Origin of the sequence: Chryseobacterium sp. Leaf201, assembly GCF_001421435.1 — a bacterium.
Lineage (GTDB): Bacteria > Bacteroidota > Bacteroidia > Flavobacteriales > Weeksellaceae > Chryseobacterium.
In genome coordinates, this window is the sequence record NZ_LMKA01000123.1 from 1 (window position 1) to 22,043 (window position 22,043).

At 29.5% G+C, this 22,043-nt stretch carries 20 protein-coding genes; 6 read left to right on the plus strand and 14 right to left on the minus strand.

Annotated features, from left to right (window positions below; genetic code table 11):
- From ASE55_RS20390 to ASE55_RS17865, 4 genes are all read left to right on the plus strand, one after another.
- A partial coding sequence (locus tag ASE55_RS20390) for a hypothetical protein (RefSeq protein ID WP_157844670.1) occupies nucleotides 1–2,627 on the plus strand: 2,627 nt, incomplete at its 5' end.
- A 5-nt stretch (nucleotides 2,628–2,632) separates the two neighbouring features.
- Nucleotides 2,633–2,854: a hypothetical protein gene (locus tag ASE55_RS17855; protein WP_056222907.1), complete on the plus strand. Its 222-nt coding sequence runs from the start codon at nucleotides 2,633–2,635 to the stop codon at nucleotides 2,852–2,854.
- 1 nt (nucleotide 2,855) lies between these two features.
- Nucleotides 2,856–3,128: a hypothetical protein gene (locus ASE55_RS17860; RefSeq protein ID WP_056222908.1), complete on the plus strand. Its 273-nt coding sequence runs from the start codon at nucleotides 2,856–2,858 to the stop codon at nucleotides 3,126–3,128.
- Nucleotides 3,121–3,369, plus strand: a complete 249-nt coding sequence (locus tag ASE55_RS17865) for a hypothetical protein (protein WP_056222910.1) — start codon at nucleotides 3,121–3,123, stop codon at nucleotides 3,367–3,369. Before ASE55_RS17860 ends, ASE55_RS17865 begins: the two co-directional genes overlap by 8 nt.
- Nucleotides 3,370–3,541: 172 nt before the next feature.
- On the opposite strand, the gene ASE55_RS17870 is transcribed toward ASE55_RS17865, so the two are convergent.
- The 5 genes from ASE55_RS17870 to ASE55_RS17890 form a co-directional block, all read right to left on the minus strand.
- Nucleotides 3,542–4,075: a hypothetical protein gene (locus tag ASE55_RS17870; RefSeq protein WP_056222913.1), complete on the minus strand. Its 534-nt coding sequence runs from the start codon at nucleotides 4,073–4,075 to the stop codon at nucleotides 3,542–3,544.
- Nucleotides 4,072–4,488 carry a DUF3990 domain-containing protein gene (locus tag ASE55_RS17875; RefSeq protein WP_056222917.1) on the minus strand — a complete coding sequence of 139 codons (417 nt, stop codon included), beginning with the start codon at nucleotides 4,486–4,488 and terminating at the stop codon, nucleotides 4,072–4,074. The genes ASE55_RS17870 and ASE55_RS17875 overlap by 4 nt, the downstream gene beginning before the upstream one ends.
- A 385-nt stretch (nucleotides 4,489–4,873) precedes the next feature.
- Nucleotides 4,874–6,157, minus strand: coding sequence for a hypothetical protein (locus ASE55_RS17880; protein WP_128414619.1), 1,284 nt, complete (start codon nucleotides 6,155–6,157; stop codon nucleotides 4,874–4,876).
- A gap of 163 nt (nucleotides 6,158–6,320) precedes the next feature.
- Nucleotides 6,321–7,754 carry a HEPN domain-containing protein gene (locus tag ASE55_RS17885; RefSeq protein WP_128414620.1) on the minus strand — a complete coding sequence of 478 codons (1,434 nt, stop codon included), beginning with the start codon at nucleotides 7,752–7,754 and terminating at the stop codon, nucleotides 6,321–6,323.
- Between the two features lie 210 nt (nucleotides 7,755–7,964).
- Nucleotides 7,965–8,198: a helix-turn-helix domain-containing protein gene (locus ASE55_RS17890; protein WP_056222926.1), complete on the minus strand. Its 234-nt coding sequence runs from the start codon at nucleotides 8,196–8,198 to the stop codon at nucleotides 7,965–7,967.
- A 375-nt stretch (nucleotides 8,199–8,573) separates the two neighbouring features.
- Here ASE55_RS17890 and ASE55_RS17895 point away from each other — a divergent pair, with 375 nt between their 5' ends.
- Both ASE55_RS17895 and ASE55_RS17900 read left to right on the plus strand, forming a co-directional pair.
- Complete coding sequence (locus ASE55_RS17895) at nucleotides 8,574–9,389, plus strand: RNA polymerase sigma factor (RefSeq protein ID WP_056222929.1); 816 nt, start codon at nucleotides 8,574–8,576, stop codon at nucleotides 9,387–9,389.
- 1 nt (nucleotide 9,390) lies between these two features.
- Nucleotides 9,391–10,485: a hypothetical protein gene (locus ASE55_RS17900; protein ID WP_056222931.1), complete on the plus strand. Its 1,095-nt coding sequence runs from the start codon at nucleotides 9,391–9,393 to the stop codon at nucleotides 10,483–10,485.
- A gap of 371 nt (nucleotides 10,486–10,856) precedes the next feature.
- On the opposite strand, the gene ASE55_RS17905 is transcribed toward ASE55_RS17900, so the two are convergent.
- The 9 genes from ASE55_RS17905 to ASE55_RS17945 form a co-directional block, all read right to left on the minus strand.
- The gene (locus ASE55_RS17905) at nucleotides 10,857–12,434 is read right to left on the minus strand and encodes a DndE family protein (protein WP_056222933.1); all 1,578 of its coding nucleotides are present in this window, start codon (nucleotides 12,432–12,434) and stop codon (nucleotides 10,857–10,859) included.
- Complete coding sequence (locus ASE55_RS17910) at nucleotides 12,415–14,526, minus strand: AAA family ATPase (protein ID WP_056222936.1); 2,112 nt, start codon at nucleotides 14,524–14,526, stop codon at nucleotides 12,415–12,417. The genes ASE55_RS17905 and ASE55_RS17910 overlap by 20 nt, the downstream gene beginning before the upstream one ends.
- The gene (locus ASE55_RS17915) at nucleotides 14,523–14,702 is read right to left on the minus strand and encodes a hypothetical protein (RefSeq protein WP_056222939.1); all 180 of its coding nucleotides are present in this window, start codon (nucleotides 14,700–14,702) and stop codon (nucleotides 14,523–14,525) included. The genes ASE55_RS17910 and ASE55_RS17915 overlap by 4 nt, the downstream gene beginning before the upstream one ends.
- Nucleotides 14,699–16,894: a sigma factor-like helix-turn-helix DNA-binding protein gene (locus tag ASE55_RS17920; RefSeq protein WP_056222942.1), complete on the minus strand. Its 2,196-nt coding sequence runs from the start codon at nucleotides 16,892–16,894 to the stop codon at nucleotides 14,699–14,701. Before ASE55_RS17920 ends, ASE55_RS17915 begins: the two co-directional genes overlap by 4 nt.
- A gap of 439 nt (nucleotides 16,895–17,333) precedes the next feature.
- Nucleotides 17,334–17,972, minus strand: coding sequence for a hypothetical protein (locus ASE55_RS17925; RefSeq protein ID WP_056222945.1), 639 nt, complete (start codon nucleotides 17,970–17,972; stop codon nucleotides 17,334–17,336).
- The gene (locus tag ASE55_RS17930) at nucleotides 17,969–18,850 is read right to left on the minus strand and encodes a toprim domain-containing protein (protein ID WP_056222948.1); all 882 of its coding nucleotides are present in this window, start codon (nucleotides 18,848–18,850) and stop codon (nucleotides 17,969–17,971) included. Before ASE55_RS17930 ends, ASE55_RS17925 begins: the two co-directional genes overlap by 4 nt.
- A 232-nt stretch (nucleotides 18,851–19,082) precedes the next feature.
- Nucleotides 19,083–20,243, minus strand: coding sequence for a VapE domain-containing protein (locus tag ASE55_RS17935; protein WP_056222952.1), 1,161 nt, complete (start codon nucleotides 20,241–20,243; stop codon nucleotides 19,083–19,085).
- A gap of 106 nt (nucleotides 20,244–20,349) precedes the next feature.
- Entirely contained in the window at nucleotides 20,350–20,634 is a 285-nt protein-coding gene (locus tag ASE55_RS17940; RefSeq protein ID WP_056222955.1) for a helix-turn-helix domain-containing protein, read from the minus strand.
- 200 nt (nucleotides 20,635–20,834) lie between these two features.
- Nucleotides 20,835–21,974, minus strand: a complete 1,140-nt coding sequence (locus tag ASE55_RS17945; protein ID WP_056222958.1) for a site-specific integrase — start codon at nucleotides 21,972–21,974, stop codon at nucleotides 20,835–20,837.
- Between the last annotated feature and the right edge of the window lie 69 nt (nucleotides 21,975–22,043).

A 22,043-nucleotide genomic window follows, 5' to 3' on the forward strand; every position in this document is an offset into this window, starting at 1 on the left:
AATTATCAAAAGATATTGAATTCTTGATAGAAAAATTTGGCTATCAAAAACATAACGCTTCTATTACAAATATCATATTATCATTATTAAGTAACACTTCTAAACCTGAATTGCTAAAATCTATTATAAAAAAATATTTATCCATTGACCAAAAAGTAGAAATAAGAAATAAAAATGGTGTCGATTTTGAAAGATTAAATTATGAAAATCTATGTTTAAAGTATAACTGTTTAGGGTTCATTGATGATTCTAATGAGTTTACAGTAAGCCATAAACAGTGGCTGCATATTACTTGGGAAAAAGATTTATTGAAATTAGTTGAAGAAATTCATTTTATAGAAGGTAAAGCCTATTATTATAAAGCATCAAACCTCCTTATAGAAAAATCAAGTTTTCTAATTGATAAAATACAAGAGATTATCAAAAGTATTAGTTTTACCTTTGATTATAGAAGCCATTGGGAAAGAAGCTATCAATTACCTGAACAAATTTTTCCTTTACTATATACAAAATTAGTAATGTTAATTAATGAGTTTGATAATGATCGATTAGATTTATTTTTAGAATCGGTGGAAATTAAATCTCCTAATCAAATGGGCCTCTATACGGAAGGCTATCGAAAATCATTGCAAGAAATAATACAATTATTGATATTAATTCAATATGACAAAAACAAAATATTGCCATTAATTAAACTCTGGCAAGAACATATTATAAATGGTGTTCAAAACAGATGGGAAAGAACAGAAGAATTGTTAAAAATTAATGAAGTATATGGAATTTTAAATTTTAAAACCGAATCAGAATCAGCATTTCAAGAAGTACTAAATACCTCAATGGGACCAAGCTGGTATAAAGAGGCACAATTAACACCAATTAATACAACTCTTAAAAATTTAAAATCAGTTCCTAATAATAACATTCTTCAAGAATTTGCTTCAATTTTAGATTATGCATCAGGTGAAATGACATTTCAGAGATATGTTCAAGATAATAAAGAAAATTTCATAGGAGCTTTAATTAAAAATGAAAAATTAAAGGAAGCTTTAGAATATTATAAATTTGAAACTTTACCTCCTCCGAAAATATTAATTAGAAATGCTGAAATTAGTTCGTTTGATGCACCTAGAGTTGGAGATGGTTATTGCTTAGGGGCAAGAAGTATAGTAGAACAAAGTGGCATTTTAGAAATTCTAAGATATTCCGAAATTGATCCTTATTTGAAGTGGGCATTATGTGAAGTTTTCACTATCAATGATGATAACTTTAGATATATAACTTATTTTGGTGGACAAATTTCAAATATTTTAAATGAAATAGAAAAACTAGAAGATGATAATATTGATAAAATAACTGAGAGTATTGCAGACTTAATCTCTAATTCTTTAATTACTATCGACGATAGAAGAAGCTTACTAATTGAAATAGGAAAAGTACTAACAATAAGCAACGTTAAAAGATTACAAGGGTATTTGCTAAATCACAATATTAATTGGGGACTAAATGAAGATCTTGAAAATAAAAGTGGAAACACTATAAAAGAAAAAAATAATTTTGATTTATTTAATGACTCAAATCCAAGCTCGGATATTGAAATGGATATAAATCAAGGTATAAATTTATTCAAGGCAGAAAGGATAAGCATTTGGATGAATAATTATTCTAATTCTCATAAAAAAACTAAACAAAAACTAAAATCACTTTTCCCAAACGATAAATCAGTAATAAAAAATATAAAAGAAAATATATTACAATTTGAGTATGAATCTTGGGACATGTGCGATGATATTATATGGTTTTTAGAAGATAAACTGAACAAGAATCAAATTGAAACGATATATAAAATAATTGCTGAACACTTTCATTTTATGGTTAGGTCTAATAGTGAAGTAAAAGAGAAATATTCTTGGTTTGATTCGAGTTTTGACGATTACAACTCAAATGGACTAATTATTAATTTCATTATTTGGCATTTAAATCATCCTGTTAGTTATATTAGAGATAAAACTTTATATATTTTGGAAGAATTATCAAATTATTCTCCTCTAGTTATTGAGCATTTGATTAAAACTTGTATTTCCAACACACCAGATTTTTCAACGGAATTATCTGGACTAATTTTAAAGGAAATTTCAATTAACAATCCTATTTTAATACAAGATTGCTTAATTAACAATCCAGAATTAGAAGATGAAATAAGCAAAATTAAACATTTTACTATCAAGAAAAATTTGTTAGATATGAGTATCAATCTCAATAAAATTGGATATAATCAATGTTATTCAAAAATTCAAAATTCAATTCCTGAATCTGTTATTCTTACAGGAGAAGTATTTTTGGAAGAAGATTATATTGCATCTATACAAGATAGAATAGATGATTTAAATAATGAAATGTTACTAGATAATAAATTTTGTTTAACATTTAATCAGCTAATGGATGAGTATTGTTACCCTTTGTCAAAAATTGAAGTAGCAAAATCTGATAAATATTTAAGTCGAAGTTTTTATAATGAAGATAGGATTATAGGAAGATACCAATGTATTTTAAGACATGCTTTAAATAATGCCATACTTCATAGAATGGATAAGAACAATATTGACCACATTTATAACATAATAAATTAAATAAAATGTTCGACAGCTGTAAAAACATACGAGATTCAAGATTAGAGTTTGAAAGAGAAATATATATTTCTGTTGATGCAATCCAAAATAAAAAAGTTAATATTACAAGTCCAAGAACAATAAAAAGTTTTTCTAAAGCAAGAAAATGTCCTAATAATAGAATTGATTTAATTTCTATTGATGAATCTTTTAGAAGTGTTGCCCTATTAACAAGAGTTAAATATTAGAATGTATAAAAGTAGAAAGGGAAATAGGGACTCAAGAGTTGATTTTGAGAGAGAACTAAATATTTTAGGTGAAAATATTATGACCGGTAAATTAAGTATTTCTAACCACTTGAGACATCTTGGAAAAGAGATTACAAAAGCTAGGTATGCTCCGAACAAAAGAATTAATTTATTAACAATAAATGAAATGATTAGAACTTTTGCAATGAGTGCAAACTTTCCTGATTTAGATAATTTTGAAACTGAAAATGAAACAAATAACGAAAATGAATAGTAAAAAATATGGAATGCCTCCTCCTATGAATAGGACAGAAATGGAGCATAATTTGAATTTAGTAATTGAAGATTTTAATAACAAAATAGATTCTGGTAATGAAGGCCTTATTCAAAATGTAATGTGGGCAACTTATCCTCATTTAAAAGAGGTTAAGAAAACGCCAAATTTTAGAATAAATTTGCTTACTGTAAATGAAAGGATTAGACTTCAGGCTAATATGCAGAAATGGATGAAGTGAGATATAAATTTTAAAATTTACAACTATAATTAAACCGCAATTATTGAAAGTAAATATTTGCGGTTTAATTTGTAAGCTAAGTTGTTTTAGATTTTCTTTTGGAGTAAGTAGAAATTTAATACAATACAAATTTTGTGTTTAGCACTTCAGTCGCACTATTTCAAAACCCATTTTACCAAGCATTTTGTTCTTTACCGAAGTTATCATTATTTCCAAAATTGGGAGTCATTCCAACGAAGATGCCTTTGTGTTTTAAGTACAGTTCGTCCATTTCGTATAAGTCAACAGGTTGTAGAATTAGGAACCCGTGATTTCTTAGAATTAGTTTTGTATGTTTACCAACATATTTCATACCTTTAAAAGATCTGCGTCTGAATGGAAAAATGTGCCAATTGAAAACATAGTCATATTCGATTTCAAATGTTATTTTAATTTTAGTCTTAGGAACTTCAAATGTAATTTCCGGGAATTCTATTTTGCCTTTTAAGTCATAATATTCTCCATCTAGTTCAAAAGGAAATACTATGTCTGTATGCTTTAGATAATCAATTAATTCAATTGGATGTAAAAAAATTTCTAATATAGGAATTGTAAACAAAATAGATTGATTTCCATATTCCCCTTGCTCAGATGTAAAGACGAGTCCCGGCTTTCCTTCAGCTTCTTGACCATATGTCATTTGATAAATTGGAATTCTAGAACTCATAAAATTTGTTTTATAGAATTGTTATTAAGTGTACTTTGTGCGTTTTGGGATTCAAACTTGTATTGATAAGAGAAATCAATAGTCGCAAAAGGGGCACAAACAACATCAACATTAAATAAATGTTGAAACGCTCGTGATCTTGTTATCAAACTTTGCCATAATCTATATACATATTGTCTCCGATTTAAAACTTTCGTGTTTAAGCTAACATATGCTGAGTCGTCGATGTCAAACTTTATAACCACACCATTTGTTCCAAATTTACCTCGGGATAATGAAGCTGCAAGCGCTATATTTTCACCAAGGTAAAATCCTCTACCTAATTCTCCACCTCCCCTTTTTACGTCAATATTTGATGGTGTTCCAACAATATTGCTAGCTGATGTCCTGTCTGTCCCGTGAAATGCAATCATATTTTCAAATTTTTAATTTTAAATCGGTTTAAGTTTGTCGCTAAAGGATGCCAGATAATTTCCTTATTTACGCATTGCGTCAATCTGATTTATATAAATTTCGTAAAGATATTTCTGTTGCTACTTGAAAATTAATTTTTAATTGTAATTAGTAGGTTGTTACAAATTTTTCACATTTTAACTTTCTTTCGATTGACAAATGTTTTGCATTATTAAATATTTTACTTTCAGTTTAAGAAATCGATTAAAGATAATTATTCTAGCATAAAAACAATGACCGAATAACGTAGATAAAGTCTACAGATTATAAATATCATAGAGTAAACCAATTTTCAGTCTTTAAAAATTAGAAACAGCTATCTTTTTAACGGTATTGATTATTTCTTTATTGAAAATTATAAAAACTTTCTATTTCAAACTTTGCTGTTAAGAGTCCTTCATTAATTTCTGCTTGTAGATTTGTTAACAATGTTCCTATACTTTCCTGATTACCATCAACCAATAGATTATTATATTGACTTTTAACTTCGGAAGAAAATTCTATAGCCCTCTGTTTAACTAAAATAATATCTTTTCTTATGTTACTAGCAAATGCAATAATTGGAGCTAAAGAAGGATCAAAAGAATCACTACTTCTTAATTTCAACGCTTGTTCAATAAAATTCTTCAATAATTTCTCATCAATTTCTTGCCAATCTGTTTCTGAAATAGGATTACCATATTGATCATAACTGGAGTCTATTATTTCATAATTAACCCTAATTGCCTCATTAGCTATGATTGCTACAGGGTGAGATAATTTACCTTCATAATTAAGTATAAGATTAGCATTAGAATCCAAAAACTGAAGTATTTTATTTCTAATATTCATTTTCTCTTCAAAAGATTCCTTGCTGAAGTTTTGAACTTTAGAATAGAAATCTTGAAAAAATTCAGGTAAAAAATCCAAAATATTATAAAGTCTACTAAAATTTTTGCTCTGATCATTTATATTAAAAAAACGAAAACCTTTATACACTGCTAACCTATCTATTTCTAGAATTCTTAAATAATCTCGGGAAGGTGTTCTTCTGAGAATATGAGACTTAAACGGTTCATCATGCAGATCTTGTCCATAATTATGGATTTTTTCACCTTTTTCATTAATGTCTTCTAATATAGAATTTAGATTGACTGTAAGCAACTCCAATTTGTGATAAGAATCTAACTTTTCGTTTCTTATATCTCTAAGTCTATCCTCTTTCAGACTTTTATCAAATTGGTCTTTTGCTTCATTAATTTGTTTTTTAAAAATTGAAACTTGCAATTTATTAGCTTTATACTGCATATAGAAAGCTAAACCTGTAACAACTACAGCTGCTGAATTAATAAATGGATTTGTTATTCCTCCGATTGTATCACCTATATAACCGGTTTCTTTTGGATCGAAAAAAAACATAAATCCAGGTCTAGTAAATAATGGTATTGCTATTATAGAACAAATTAAAAAGGTGATAGCTATCAATATTAAAAAAATGACTTTCTGTGAGAGACTTGTTTTATAATCATTATCCTCATTAATGAAGAAGCGATTGAATATCTCACCACTTATGTGATACATAAAACTGATGATAAATAGTATAAGGAATAACAAGAAAAGTAATATTCCTAAGGAATTTGTTTCAAGCATAAATCTACATTTTTATATTTTTGAATATATTATTTTAATCGTTTTTTAAGATTTCATTTGATAGTGATTATTGAAATATTTAGTCCCATCAGAATAGCTATCAATACTGAAGAACTAAGACTTTTATCACGGTTTGAATTCTAAGTATTCATTATTTCCGAAATTATTTGAACAGAATATCATCAATTGCTTTAATATCATCAATACTGCTTTCAAGTAAAACAAGCAAACAATGTCTTAGTAAATCGAATGAAATTTTAATTATTTCTAAATCTTCTGTATTTTCAAGAGTAATCTTTTTAGTTTTTTCAATTCGTTTAACCTCTCCATGAATTACGGCGCTTCTATAATCATATATTTTTTTGCAAAGCTCATACACTTCTCTAGCTTTAAAATTATTAAAAGATTTAATTTTGCAGAGTTGGGAGGCTCTTATAGAAAGTCTATATGTAATTTCTGACTTAGAATCATTAGTTAAAAGACTTTCTAATGCACTAGTAATATCAAGTATGCTATCTTCATCATTTTTTCTAAGTGATGCGGAATTTAATTTTTTAGTTGCAAACTCGTATTTAGGGATATCATTTAATTTTTTGAAAATTGTTGAAAATTGACTTAATTCCAAACTCGTAATTAATTTCACTTCTTTCAACCATCCATAATTCTCAAATTTATCAGGATATTTACGTTCAGTTACAACATACATATCACTTAAGTCTGTTTTAAAAATTCTCTTACTATCTGTTGGACGAGAAATTATTTGACAATACCCGGTCTCAGCTTGGGAAATTAATCTTAGTATGGCAAAGAGCTTTTCAATTACATTAATTGGTTGAGAATAAGCCATCACATCGTTTAGAATTTCACTTATATTTTCACTTTTTATATTGTCAATTGACCAATTTCTTAAGATAAAGGCGTGAGTTGCTGCTCCTATTACGGTTTTATGTGTAGATGTTGTGTAGCTAGCCTGAATATTTCTTGATAATTGAGTTTTATTATCCATTTTTATTATACTGATAGACTCATTTATATCAAAGTTTTCAAAATCAAATGATATATATAAAATGGGTACAATTATATCAAAGTTTAATTTTTTACTTATAATTGAATTTACATATAATTCATATTCTCTTTCAAAATTACTTTGCTCAAATTCCAAAGAATAAGAATGAATATAAGAATCAACAAAATTACTCAGAAAGAAGTAACTATTGAATAGGATATAAGCTTTAACAACATCATCAGTTAATGGTTTATTAAATCTATTAAATTCATAAATCTCAAAATATTCTTTTAAAAAAGCACTTTCTTTTATAAAATCATGATAATTTACAAAAGAATGAATTGTGAGATATTTTTCATCTTTTATGAAAATTTTAGAGAAATTTCTTTTACCACTATTTTTTAAATAAAATGATGGTAATCCATTTTTAAAAAATGAAATACTTGGATATTCATCATGATTGTCAAACATAGACATCCATGAATTATCTTTTTCATCTTCTATTTTTTTTTTAACAATATCTAATCCATCTATAAGACATCTTTTTAGTAACTCTTTAAAATCGGCTATGTTTAAATTATGATCTTTCATTATTATCATTTAAATTATAGGATATTCAAAAATATAGTTGTAGTACGCAATCTATTGACGTAGATAATTTTTTAACCATTGTCCTCAATAATTCTTTCTTCATTAGATTGTCTAGAATTTTGGCGTACTGATAAACTGACTAAAATATCTATATTCAAAATACTCTCATCAGTTTTACAAAATAAAAAAATACCAACTGCTGTCGGTATTTTATTCATTAATGAGGTTAAAAAATTGTTCAAGAGTAAGTTTTCTTGCTTTACAAATTCTATAAAGTGTTTCAACAGGAATTCTATATGTACCATCACTCTTGATTTTCCGTACAGTACTTTCTTCAATATCGTGGTTTTTAGCAAACGAGTTCTGTGACTTATTTTCTTTAAGCCAAGGAATCAACCAATTTTTAGTTATATACGAACAGATTTTCTCGTTTATGTCAATCATATAACAAAAGAAATATTTTGTTATTGAAATTTTACGGTCGAACGACCGTAATTAAATTATTTTTGTTATATTTGTAATACAAGTTACAAGAGTGTAACTTTGCGATAGTTCAAAGAAATATAGAAGCTATTGCTTAGATTCTCGCATTAGAAAACTGGTAATTTTATGTGTACGAGGAGATAAGTAAATGTGCCCACGACTTCGGCGTGGGCTCACTTATCGTACACGGGTATACCAGTGCCTCTAATGCTGTAAGCTGAGTTCCACGCCTTTTCTTTAGGAAAAATGCAGTAAGTATTTTCAATGATGCAAAGGATTCATCTTATTGATCTAAGCAGTTCCTTCCAGCAATAATTTTGCTAAAATACGCTGCTTATGAAAAGAACAGACTCTTTGCCCCGGAAGTTGAGCAATCTTCAGTTGTACGAACTGCTGAAAAAAGGCAATCCGACAGCTCTCGAACATATTCATCTACGCTACAAGAGACTACTTTTCTGGGTTGGATGGCAAGTGCTTAAGGATGATTTTGTAGTGGACACTATTGTTCAGGATACCTTCCTTAAATTGTGGCTACACCGTGACACCATTGAAACGCCTAATCATATTACTGGTTTTTTACGGTTTGTTATGAAAAGGGACTGTATATCGTATGTCACTGCGCCGAAGAATAAATTCAACCGTCTAGTTGCTTCTCTTGAAAGTTTTGAGAATTATCAGGATTATCTTGTGGGCTATGATCCCCTAACTGATAAAGAGAATCTCCTCAGTCACGAATCTGATCAGAAAAATTTCGATGAAGTCAAAAAGGTTTTACCCGTTCTGGATCCCAAAAGGAAACACCTAATTGAACTTTGCTTGGAATATGGCTTTCAGCACAAACCAATCGCAGAAGCAATGGGAAGCAGTGTGAAAGACATCAGCAATGAGGTGAGCAGAGCTATAAATGACCTTAGGAAAATTCTTAATAGAACCTCTTTTAAACAGCCACAGGAAATAGCTTTCGATAATAAAAAGCAGTCAGAAAAACTCAGTAGCCAACAACTCGATATTTTGAAAAGGAGGTTTGAGCAGAAATCTTCATTTGCAGTAATTGCCCGAGAGCTCGAATTACCTGAAAAAGAAGTACATCGGGAATTTCTGTATGCCTATCAATATCTGCAAAATCAAAACACTTCTGAAATACCTCTTTGAAATGGAAAAATCCACGATTACACTTACCCGAAGAATTCAGCTACTGATCGATCTTCCTGCAAATGAACAAAAAGAGATGTGGGAAAAACTCTATCGGTATCAGAACCGCTGCTTCCGAGCGGCTAACTTAATTGCTTCCCATCTGTATGTTCAGGAAATGATCAAGGATTTCTTTTACCTCACAGAAGAAATCCAATACAAGCTTGCTGATGCCAGCAAGGATGAAATGGGAATATTCACCCGTTCGAAAACAAATACAACGGCACGCCTGGTCTCCGACCGTTTTAAAGGAGAAATTCCTACCGATATTCTGGGAAGCCTGAACAATACGATTCAATCCACCTTTTCTAAAAACAAAGCCGATTACTGGCTGGGGTTAAAATCTTTGAGGAACTTTAAAAAAGACATTCCCATTCCGCTTCCGGTCAAATGCATCAGCAAAATGAAGTATGATCCCGAAAAGAAAGCGTTTTGCTTCAATATGTTTGCTATTCCGGTTAAAACGTATTTAGGGAAAGACTTCTCTGATAAGCGCCTGATAATGGAACGCCTCTTAAGAGAAGAGATCAAGCTTTGCACATCGCAGATCCAACTGAAAGCCGGGAAGATCTACTGGCTCGCAGTATTTGAATTTGAAAAGGAAGAGCACCTTTTAAAACCCGAAATCATTGCAGAAGCCTCACTTTCTCTGGAACATCCTATAGTGGCACAAGCCAACAAATTGCGGATCAATATTGGCTCAAAAGAGGAGTTTTTATACCGAAGGCTTGCGATTCAGGCAAGTCAGAAAAGGATTCAAGCCGGAGTCGCCTATGCCCGTTCGGGAAATGGAGCCAAGCGGAAACAAAAGGCACTGTATAAAACAGAAAATTTGGAAAGCCGCTATGTAAGCCATCGGCTTCATTTGTATAGCCGGAAATTAATTGATTTCTGTATCCAGCAACAAGCGGGCATACTTATTCTCAAAAATCAGGAAGACAAAATAGGCATTGCAAAAGAACAGGAATTTGTGCTTCGTAACTGGAGTTATTATGAATTGCAGACCAAAATAAAATACAAAGCAGAAAAAGCAGGCATCGAATTAATTATTGGATAGCTGAAAAAAATAACGAGGGTGCTTGTACACCCGCAGGGTGAGGTCTTGAACACTCACTAAATACTTATTGTATATACAACGGCGTGGGCTTCTTTTCTTTCTCAGAGGTAGCGTATAATTAAAGATATGATTTTACTTCAAGAAGAAATCTTCCGCTTGTGATAAAAAGATAAATATGTTTGAAAGATATTTTATACATAAAGGTATATGTAATTTGGGTTTAATTACTGCTTCAAATTTAAGAAGCTCAACTGATAGTTGAGCTTCTTAAATTTGAAAAAAATTATATGCAAGCCTAAACGAATACTTATGGATGATTTCTATTTTCTGAGATTCTGGAAAACTGAGGGTAAAGCGCAATTTTTAAGTAATCATAAACTTTCATCCCTTTTTGTTTTCCACCATTGTCTAAGTTCGATTATTTTAGGCTCCCCAATGTTAATTAGTCCTTTTCCTGAGTCTAATTTCTTAATTTCGGTTTCGAGTTTATATTTACTGCTTGGTGTTCCGACGAAATTACTGATTACCTTATAATCCTTGTTTTGAACATTCAAACAAATTGGCAATTTAACTTGTGAAGCAAAATCAAAATCTTTCGTTTTATAATCTTCGACGCCTTGTGATAGCATAACAACAATGACTCCTTTTGATCTTAAAAGTCTTAATAAATCTTCAAGGGCTTTTCTAGCGTTTTTGTTTTTCAAGTAAATATGAGCTTCATCAATTACGATGACATATCGAACTGGAAAAATATGATCTTTTGGCTCACAGTCATTTGTAGAACTAAAATATGAATTAAAATATCTCAACAACAGAAATACAACTAATTGACGTAATGTATCGGAAAGTGCAGGAGGTAGATTTAGATAGAGACTTTTGCTTAAAATATCAGGATTATTCGGATTGCAATTAAAAATGTTCGTAGACAAATCTCTAATTACAGAATACAAAGTATCTTGTCTAATTCCATTTTCTTCGTAGTAATTTTCCAAATCTTCAAAAAGTTCAGTGATACTAGGGTATGACCCATTTTTTCTATCAAGTAAATCATTAATCAAACCTATCAGTACATTTTCTTGAAGCACCCCCATTTTTGGGACAAATGTAGAAATGGTATCTACAAATGAACGAATACTAAACGGTCTTTGTCTTTCATCCAAGTTAATTGATAGAAAAGGATTAAAATCAACTCCACCATCATTCACAATATCTACAAACTCAGTTTTTGTTGCTTCTAGAAAAGGTCTTAATTGTTCTGGATTACCCTCTCCTTTGTAGTCAAAAAATATAAATTTTAATTCATAATTGGAGTTTCTAGAAATTTGATAAAGAATATCTTTTATTAGTTGTGTTTTCCCAGAACCAGCCATTCCTGCAATTGCAATATTTCTATTATCAAATTCACGGAGATCATTTATTTTAATTAAAATTGGTTCTTCATTTTCTGATTTTCCAATTTCAAATGCTAATAGTTCTTGAAACTCATTTACTACTGGATTTTTTTTATTTGTTGAAATATTGATTGTATTTGATCTGAGAGTTAAACCTTTTTTTATTGGTTTTAAAAGAAAATCTATGTGACTACCTTTTGTTATATCTCCATTTTCTAAACTTTCACGCCATATTTTTAAACCGTGATTCAAATGCAGTTTAAATAATTTTATGAATTCTTCCTCAAAAGTATTTTTATTATAATGCTGATCTAATATTGATTTGAAAATCGTAACATTTGTTGTATCATTGATGAACGTTCCAAAAAGAGCCTTATCATCCCTAAACTCTTTTCCATCGGATTTTGGAATAATTTCACTTTCCCAATCAAAGGACTTACCTGTTTGCAAACTTATTGCGAAAGCAATACGTGGAGCGACTCCATCATTTTTGAAACCATATAAACTTTTAAGATTATATAGTATTTCATCATTTTCTTTAGTTAATGTTATTCTCATAATTATGGAAATAGCCGTTTTTTAAATTAGTATTTGCACCATCGTTTAACAGAATATAGGACTTAGCAATATATTGCGAAATATCTCTAAAACGTTTGGGAGTAATCTCACTATTTGTTGAGAAGAGTACAACTTGTTCAGATAAAGTGGGATAGTATTTTTTAGTAATATTATCTCTATGTTCTTCGTCAAGCCTTCCCAATGGAGTATCAATAAAAATAGGCAAACTTTGAATGGACTCATTTAGAATAGCTTTAATAAGGCACGAAATATAAATTTGTTTTTCCCCTGATGATAAACTTTCCTTCCTAATCTCATTATCGTCTTGGTCAAGTAGTGTGATTTTCATTCCTTGCCCTGAAGCCAAAATTGTCACCTTAACATCTTCAATAAATTTGCTATTGTTTCCTTCACTTGAAAGCTTGTGCATTAAAGTTTTTAACTCGATGAGGATCGTTTTCTCTAAACTTTCCTTATGCTTATTTTTTTGCTCTTCTAAAAATGTATTGAGAGTATCAATATATTTTTCAGTCTCTTTAATTTTCAATTTATTTTGAGCATTAATCTCGACCTTATTTCTTAGTGTTACAAGTTCTTGATTAAATCGAGATATGTCTTTTTTTAATTTAACAACTTGTTGATTGTTTTCGCCTATTTTTCTATTATAAATTGTAATATTATGTTCTGCCGTTTCTTTTTCAGCTAAATATTCCAGAATAATATCATCTTCTAAATCAGCATCAACCTTATTCAATATTTTTATTAATTCAGATTTTCTTGAATTTATTATATTAAATTCATCAATAGTAATATGGAACAAGTCATTTGATTGAGAATTGACAAGATTTATAGCATCCGTAATCAAACTCTTTTCAGCATTATTTAAATCGTGGTCAAATTCTAATTCTTTATAATCACTTTCAACACTGTAGAGCTCACTTCCTAAACGTTTTGCTTTTTCATAATAGAAACTTTTATCTCTGAAAGACATGGTTGAATCTGTAGGATCAGGTGGCTTGTTGAAAAGCAATTCAATAAAATTTTCTATTTTTTCTGCATTTTCACTTGATGATATTTTAGAAATTTCATTGCTTTCTTGCATTGAAATATGTTCTTTTACTTCTTGAAGTTTTCCTGATAAAATTATAAATGGAATAATTTCACTTAAGTCGTTAAATTTTTCTGACAATTCAATTTCCTTAATTTTTAGATTTTCAATTTCAGAGACAATCGTTTCTCTATCGAAATTAGAATTCCCTTTTTTACTGTTTTGGGAAATTAAGCTGTCAAAGTTTCTAATTTCTTTTTTTAGTTGATCAATCTCCTTAAGTTTTTCTGCATTTTCCTCTTCAAATTTCTCAATTTCTAAGTTTGATAAATCAATTGCTTTCTCTTTATCTATAATCTGCTCCTGAAGATTCCTTGACGCACCTTCTTTTTTTAAAGTATTTATATAAAATTCGAAATCGTCAATTAGAGTTTCATAATTATCTAAGCCTAATATTTTTCCAAGTGCATCATTTATGAAACTACCTTCTTCCTTTATAGATAAGTTAGCGATTTCAGAAATTTTTTCAGCATCAAAAAACACAAATTTCGCTGCGTCTAGAGGAATAATATAATCGTTGATGAAATTAAACTTATCTGCTTCATCATCAAATATTTCAATATTCGATATCGGATCTATGATAGATAATTTTTCTTCTGTCGTAATTGTATTTCTTGATCTTGTTATTAATACCTTATCTGCATCTGATGACAGTTTACTGATCTCGGGCAATTCAATTTCCTCAACAAGGATGCTAACAGAAAATGTCTCAATTCCTTCTTTTTGTGCGGACCAGTTAATTGATTGTCCCATAAAGGAAGAGTAGTTTTTCTCTTTCTGAATTTCTTTTTTGAAATTATCATCAATCTGAGAGATTTTTTCTCCATACAAACACCACACAATGGAGAGTAAAAAATTAGTTTTCCCATATCCATTTTTACCTCCAATCAATACTATGTTTCGATCATCATCAGTAGATAAATCAAAATCAACTGTCTTATAGTATTGCCTGAAATTACTTATTTTTATATTTGAAAATTTCATTTTATAGCTTTTTCAATCACATCAACGATTTTTTGTTGATGATAGTTAACTCGTTTAATTTTTTTTGCTTTTACGGAATCTAACAAAGATTCTAAAGATTGGTAATTAGTGTTCTTTAAGGTACATATTTCTTTAAGTCTTTCGCTTTGTTGAGTTTTGTTTTCTTTTATATTCATAGGTTAAGATTTTTCATAATTTCAAGAACAGTATAATATTTTGGCATTTCACTATCAGTAAGCTTATTAATGCTATTCAGCTTTCGCTGATTATAAAAAAATAAATATAGATTTTCCTCTCCTGCTTTATTTGCAGATGGTAAACGACGTTTTAATTTGACAAAATTTATTAATTCATCATATTTCTCTTCTGAATTTGAAAGTCGCCTACCATTAATTTTAGAATATTTTTCAAAAATCTTAGTAATTAAATCTTTTCTTTCTTCTTCCAACTCACCGAATTTAATTTTTCTCTTTTGTACATTTATCCATCTATATAATTTAATTTCTTCTTCAGGTACACTAATCGATAGAGGAAGCCTATTTTCACGAGCAAGAAAAAGTAGAAAGATTTCATATCTATCATTCCAAGACATTTGTTCAATCAAATCTGACTTTTTCAATATCTCAAAGTTTTTGGGATATGTTTTTTTATTTAAACCGATATAAGAATTTTTGAAAAAGATAAAAACTTGTGATTCATCAATACGTAGATTGTAATAAATACTCTTCTCATTCGATGCCGGCCTATACTTTAATACATATTGTGTTATATCAGAAATATGTTTTGGCTCATCAGAATGCATTAGATATTCAGTAGCGATACTTCTTATTGTACCACCTTTAAAATCTTCAACCTCATTTTCCCATTTTTTTAGACCAAATATACTAGTTCTGCCAACTGGCACAAATCCATCCTTTCTTTTCATTGAAGCACTAACCTTTCTTTCATCTGTTTCATAATTTGGATGAAGTTCAAGTATTTTTTGAGTTATTTCTTCAACTTTGGAAGGTATTCCTAATTTCTCAAGTGCTTCATAAGAATATTCAAAGGCTTGTTTACTAGTATTTCTTTTAAAAACAATATTATCATCTAAATCTAGATGCAAATCAAATTCATCATTAATTATTTTTTCAGCAACTGAAAAAGCTAAATCAATTGTTTCTACACTGAAATCATTTATAAATCGTGATAAATAACTTTTGAAATTGAAAGAATATGTTTCGTCAAGCCTCTCGTTTACTCTTTCATTTATATCATTAGCAAATGATACAAAATCAATTTTTGAAAAAACTTTACTAACAATATAAAAATTATTCCAATTATGTCTATTACGACTATTTATAATCTTCGTTTGTAATATATCTTCTATATTCCCAATTAAAATAAAATTGTCGCTTAAATAGACAGCCAGAATATAAGAAATGAATTCTTTTGAAAAATTAGTTCGATTTAATATATTAATTTGGTTCACTAAATTTTCCTTCACTTCAATTAAGCTTGAGGATAAATCTATACCATAATTCTCAAATAAATCGTCATTGAAATTCTTAATGAAAGATATTTTATCGAATAAATCACTAATACAATCTCTTCTTATTTGCCTCACTCTTTCACGTGACAAATTATTCTCAGATGCAATTTCACCAAGAGTCATCTCTCTTTGATTTTGATAAATTTTTGAAGCCTTTTTTATTATTGAATTTTGACTTTCAGTAAAGAAAGCATTATTTCTCAGTAAAAAATCAGTAAGTTGGAATATTGATTCAGACTCCAAGATTTCAGTTGGAATTAGAGAAATTGCAAAAGTACGTTGTATTAAAAAATTATTTTTTAATGTTATTAACTCTCTTTCATTATTTGACTCACTAACTTTTATTATAAAGTCATTTACTATCGATACATAAACTTCAAGTTCTGGTAAAGATTTCTGTCCAATATTATCAATATTATGAACCCTGAAATGCTTATCTATTAGTATTTTTTCGGCAAAATTTCTAACACTAAAATTACCATCCAAATATTGTGATATTGCATTCTTACTCCTTATAGAAAGACTATTCGTATTAACAAAAATAAAACTGTTAATAATCTCTCTTTGTAACCTTGTCAAATTTAAAATGATTGTATCAATAGTGATCTTACTTAGTATTTCATTAACATCATTTTCTGGAGTAATTATTTGGTACTTATTACAAAGCTCACTTAGCTCTTCATTAGATTTACGTCCACAATTTCTAAGATTATAAAAAGAATTATATTTTGCATAATGCTTTTGAACATCTTCAATATTCGTCAAGCCATTATACTTACAAATATTATAAGATCGTACACTTATATCATCATTCATATAAATATCGTCTATAGTCATTTGTATTATAATTGATTAATAAGTTTTAGTTTTGTAAGATAAGAAGTATTTTTGTAAGTAAATTACGGTTTTCCTCATTTGTTTAGGATTAAAATAAAAACCACCTTTTTTTGTTAAACTGTTCGCAATTACTAAATATATAAATTCAAAAGTAATTTGTTATTTATAAGCTTTATTCGCCGTATTTTTTTTTTCACCAGCAATTCTTCTATTTATCTACGGAAAAATTCATAATTCTTCATCCTTTTTAAAAAAGGATTTCAAGACTAAAAAAACGAGTTCCGAAGTTTTTTTCACCCTTTTCGCAGAAAAGGCAAGAGTCTAGGTAGTACAAAATGTAAATTTTGTACGTACAAAGACACATCTTGCTATATAGTTTTCATAAATTAAAAATTATATTTTAGTCTACCTTAATTTAGACTAGTGGTCATAGATGATTTTAGTCTAGTTTAGGTCTGTTAATGATTGGAAGATTAGATAGCGAAGAACTTTTGTAAGAGTGTGAAAATTCAAGTGTATTTATATTTTTTTCGAGAGTAGACTGCCAATTCAAAATAGGTCTTCCAAGTGAATTTTTCCAATCTGCTTCTTCCCATTTGTGAAATTTTTGAATCAATAGATCATCTAAAATTTCTGAATAGTCTTTTAAAGTTTTTGCAAAATCCATAAACTGTTTTAGGCTAGGATATTTTGAAAATGAATTATGCACAACAATTTTCGGCTCTAGGATCTGATCTAATTCTTCAATCGGGACTTCCTTTATTTCACCAATTTTTGGTGTTGCTTTTGGCAATTGATTTCCGTTTAAAATGAACCGATTCGGAAAACCACGATTTCTGTTGTAATCTAAAAGTCCTAAAAGTTTGAGCTTATTTTTCGCCGTGATGATCGTTTGTCTGGAGAGACCAAGTTCTCGTGCCATTTGATAATCTGATAATACAATTTCCTTTCGCAGATCTTCACATTTGTAGAGGATAAAAGTGAAAACAGCTATGGTGTTTGCGCCAATTTTATTTTTTGAATTTAAATCAAAAATTTTTTCAAATAAGTTTGCATCAAAAGTTTTAGAATTTTTCATCGCTTAAATCTCGGTTTAGACTGGTTTTCAAATTCACTGGTTCGTTGATTAAGATATTCATTCAAATCTTTAAAATCTGAATATAAAACCCGACAATCTTTCGCATTTTGTATTTCACTACTAATGATTTCAACAGCACGATTTCCAGCTTCATCATTATCTAAATAAAGCTCCACTTTTTCATATTTTCCGAGTGAATTTTTAATGTTATTAATCATCGAAACAGAATTCAGAATGAGATTATCAGAAGGCTCTTTTTCTAATTTATTTTCTAAATTTTTAAATGAAAGAAAATCGAAAAAACCTTCGAAAATCCTAACTGAATTTGAATCGTTTTTAATTGTCGAAATATCTTTTTTGCCCAAACAAATTTTCGAGTATTTATTCCGAATTTCGTAACCGCCAGAATCGTTTTTGAAACCAATTCCGAAATAGTTTTTGTCATTCATTCGATAATGGATCTCTTTTAAAAATTTGGTTTGATCTTCTACTTTCCGACTTTTTAAATATTCCAAAAGTGCCGGGTGTTGAATTTCTTTTACATTAATTATCTCATAGTTCTTTGAAAAATTTTCAAGTTTACTACTGAAAATATTTTGCTTTTGAAAAGAAGAGAAATTTTGACTTTCTGCCCATACTAATACTTCACTTATTGATGCGTTCAAATATCTTTTCATTAAATCGACATTCTTTCCACCGATTCCTTCGGAGTGTAAATACCAATAGTTTAAATTTTTATTGATTTTAAAAGAAGCTTGGGATTCGCTGGTAAAGGGGTTGAGATACCACGCTTCTTTTTCCGATTGTTTCGTTGGAAGGTGTCCGAGAGAAAGGAGGATTTCTTCCAACGGGATTGTATTAAATTGTTTGCAGTTCATTTTTATATATTTATGTGTTTTTGTTTAAAAGACTTACCTAATTACCAAAACCCTGATAATCAAAATATTAAATTCAATTATTCACCCTACCTTTAATCACCTACTTACCAGAATTTTATTTTATAGGTAAGTTCAGGTAGATTTAAACAGCTGGATATACCTTAATAATAAATTGGTTTTCAAATATTTAAAACTTTTAGGTAAGTAGGTAAATGATTATATATTATTAAAATTAATTTGCGATTTTTGACCGCATGAGGTAACCGTATATTTGCCTTTGTGGATGTTTAACTCTGGGAAATTTAAAAGACGATAAAGCTCTTCCGATTTTTAAATGATTGAGGCGAATTCCGTGAGAATTAAGATCAATCATAACTTCTGTAGCGGTTTTAAATTCCTCCAAATTGTCAGATGCTTCATAGAATTTACTCACCATTTCCTGTTCTAAAGTCATTTGTGTGAATCGCTCATTGCGTTTTTCGTTTTCGGAAATATCTGCTAAAGTAAGTTCAGGATTGTAATTTTCTCGTTTGTAAGCATTGAAATAAGCTTGAGCCCAAACCTTATCAATATCAACTTCAGATGAATAATTGAAGTTGATTTTCTCGATGACTTCAAAAATAATCCAACGAACACTTCCGGATTCGTCTGTTAGAAAGTCTGTTTTGTTGGTAGAACCCACGAAACTGCAAATTCTTTCCAGATATTCAGCTTTCCTTGCATAAGGCAATCTTTCGTTGATATGCGTTTTTGAAATGTATGCTTTCAATGAATTAATATCCGCTTTCGCTAAAACCGAAAGTTCATCTAAATTGATAATCAAATTCTTGCACAATTTAATTCTGCTATCTTTATCCAAACCAATGTCTTCCGAGAGGTAATTCGTTAGTTTTTTAGGAATAAAAAATCTTAAGAATGTTGACTTTCCACTATTCTGAATGGTATTTGCCAAAACCAAACAGTGTTTATTGATTTTCTCTTTTTCTAAAGCACAAAAGACCGCTCTAGTAAACCATTTTTCAACGTGATACAAAAATTTTTCATCATCGTTAGTCTTCACATAGCTGCATAATTTTGCGATATGATTTTCGCCATCCCAATCCTCCAAACTTTCAATATATTCTGAAATAGGATTATACTGTTCTATCAAATGGCTTCTGACCAAGATTTCCAATTTATTAATAGGAATATTAATTCCAGATTGAATGAGCTCTATATACAATGAGTTTAAATTTAGATTTGCCCATTTTTTATCTTTTATCAGCTTGATTTCAAACTCCAGAGAGATGGTGTTAAATCTTAATGAATACTTCAAATTGAGATAATATAGAGTGCGATCAAAAATGGTTTTGCCTTCTGTACCATTTTGATACAGAGTATTTTTCTCTTCCATAAAAACATCTGGGTATTGTGGAAACGGAAACAAATAATTATTATATTTGTACCTTACTTCCAAGTAAAACAAAGATTTTAAGCCTAACTACTGCTATAGTTAGGCTTTATTTTTTGCGTAAAGAAAATTCTATAGCTTCTTGTTGAATTTCATCATTTGATTTATGGCTGTTTTTTAACAACCATTCATCGATTTTTTTGCGTTCAAAAAATAGAACTTTCCCGTTGGGTTTAGAAAAAGGAATACTGTGCGAATGAACTAATTTGTAGATGTAGGATTTCTTGAATCCCGTATAATCTGCAAGTTCTTCGACGTTGAGAATTTCCTTTAAACCGAAAATATGTTTTTCAATTCGGTTGAGTTTGTGCAGAATGATTTCGTTATTTTCCATTGCTTTCGTTTAACAAATTTAATGAAGCAAAAGTCATCAAAGAAAACCATAAAAGCAATACAGTCAATTACTTAAAGTCTAAATAAGAATAATCTGGATTTACAACGAGGCTTAAAAGTTTAAATAAGAATAATCTGGATTAAAATGGATTCAGTATAATTTTACTAACTAAAATATTACTCTACCTAAAAATATATTTTTTACAGTTCGATATTTAGTTCCGGGATAATCTCAGCAGCTTCCTTCATCTTGCTATCCACGATTTTAGCATAAATCTGTGTAGTTCTCAATTCTCGATGTCCCAATCTTTTTGAAACCGTGTAAATATCTGCACCATTTTCCAGAAGTAAGACAGCATTCGTATGTCGAGCTGAATGAAAAGTAATATGTTTCGGAACAGCAGCTCGATTGCACCAGCGGATAATTTCTGTATTGTAGGTCATTCCATATTTTAAGCCTTTGAAAACTCTTTCTTGGGCATCTTGTCTTTCGCCCAACAATTCTCTGGCTTGTTTTGAAATATAAAGATATTCTACACCCTCTGTTTTTTCTTGTCGGAAATTGACTCTAGAAATATCACCTTCATCACGAACTTCTTTCCAAATCAAAGTATTTATATCCGACCAACGTAATCCGGATAAACACGAAAAAAGAAAAGCTTTTTTCAAAACCGGATATTTACATTCCGCTTTTGCTAATCGTTGTAATTCATCAAAAATCAAATATTCTCTTTGACTTTCAGCTTGTTCAAACGATTTTATTTTCGAAGCATAATTTATCGTCAAATACCCATTATCGAAAGCATTCCGAAGTGCAGCTTTAAACTTGTTGAAGTAAGAATACTTGGAGTTTTGAGAAAGAGGTAAATCACTCTTACTAATTGCATCCTTTTCAAAGTATTTCCGAACTTTTTTAATGAAATATTCATCAATTTCCTCAAAAGTTAAATTCTTTGGAACTACTTTTTTCAAATGCTGGTAAGTAGAGAACCAATTACCATAATTATTTGACGAATCGAGCGTTCGTTTTTCCTCAGCAAGATCAGCAAAGAAATTTAAAAATACCCGTTTAGCTTTCGCAGTATTTTTCAACTCAAATCTTCCTTGCGCAAATTCAGCTTTTCGAATTGCAATAACATTTTCTGCAAATTCCAAAGCTTCTTTATTTTCTTTTTTTTCTTTGGCAGTTTTTGGATCTGTAATTAGATAGGTGTCTAAATTCTCAAAATTTCTCAGATGCTTTCTTTTTCCGTCATCAGTAATTTCAGAACCACGGTAAAACTCGATTGACAGACTAATCCTTCCGTCCTTTAATTTTCTTTGACTAAGTGATATTTTCATAAATTCTGTTTTGTACTACTTTGTACTACTTTTCACTATTTTCGAGGTATGAAGTAGTACAAAAGTGGT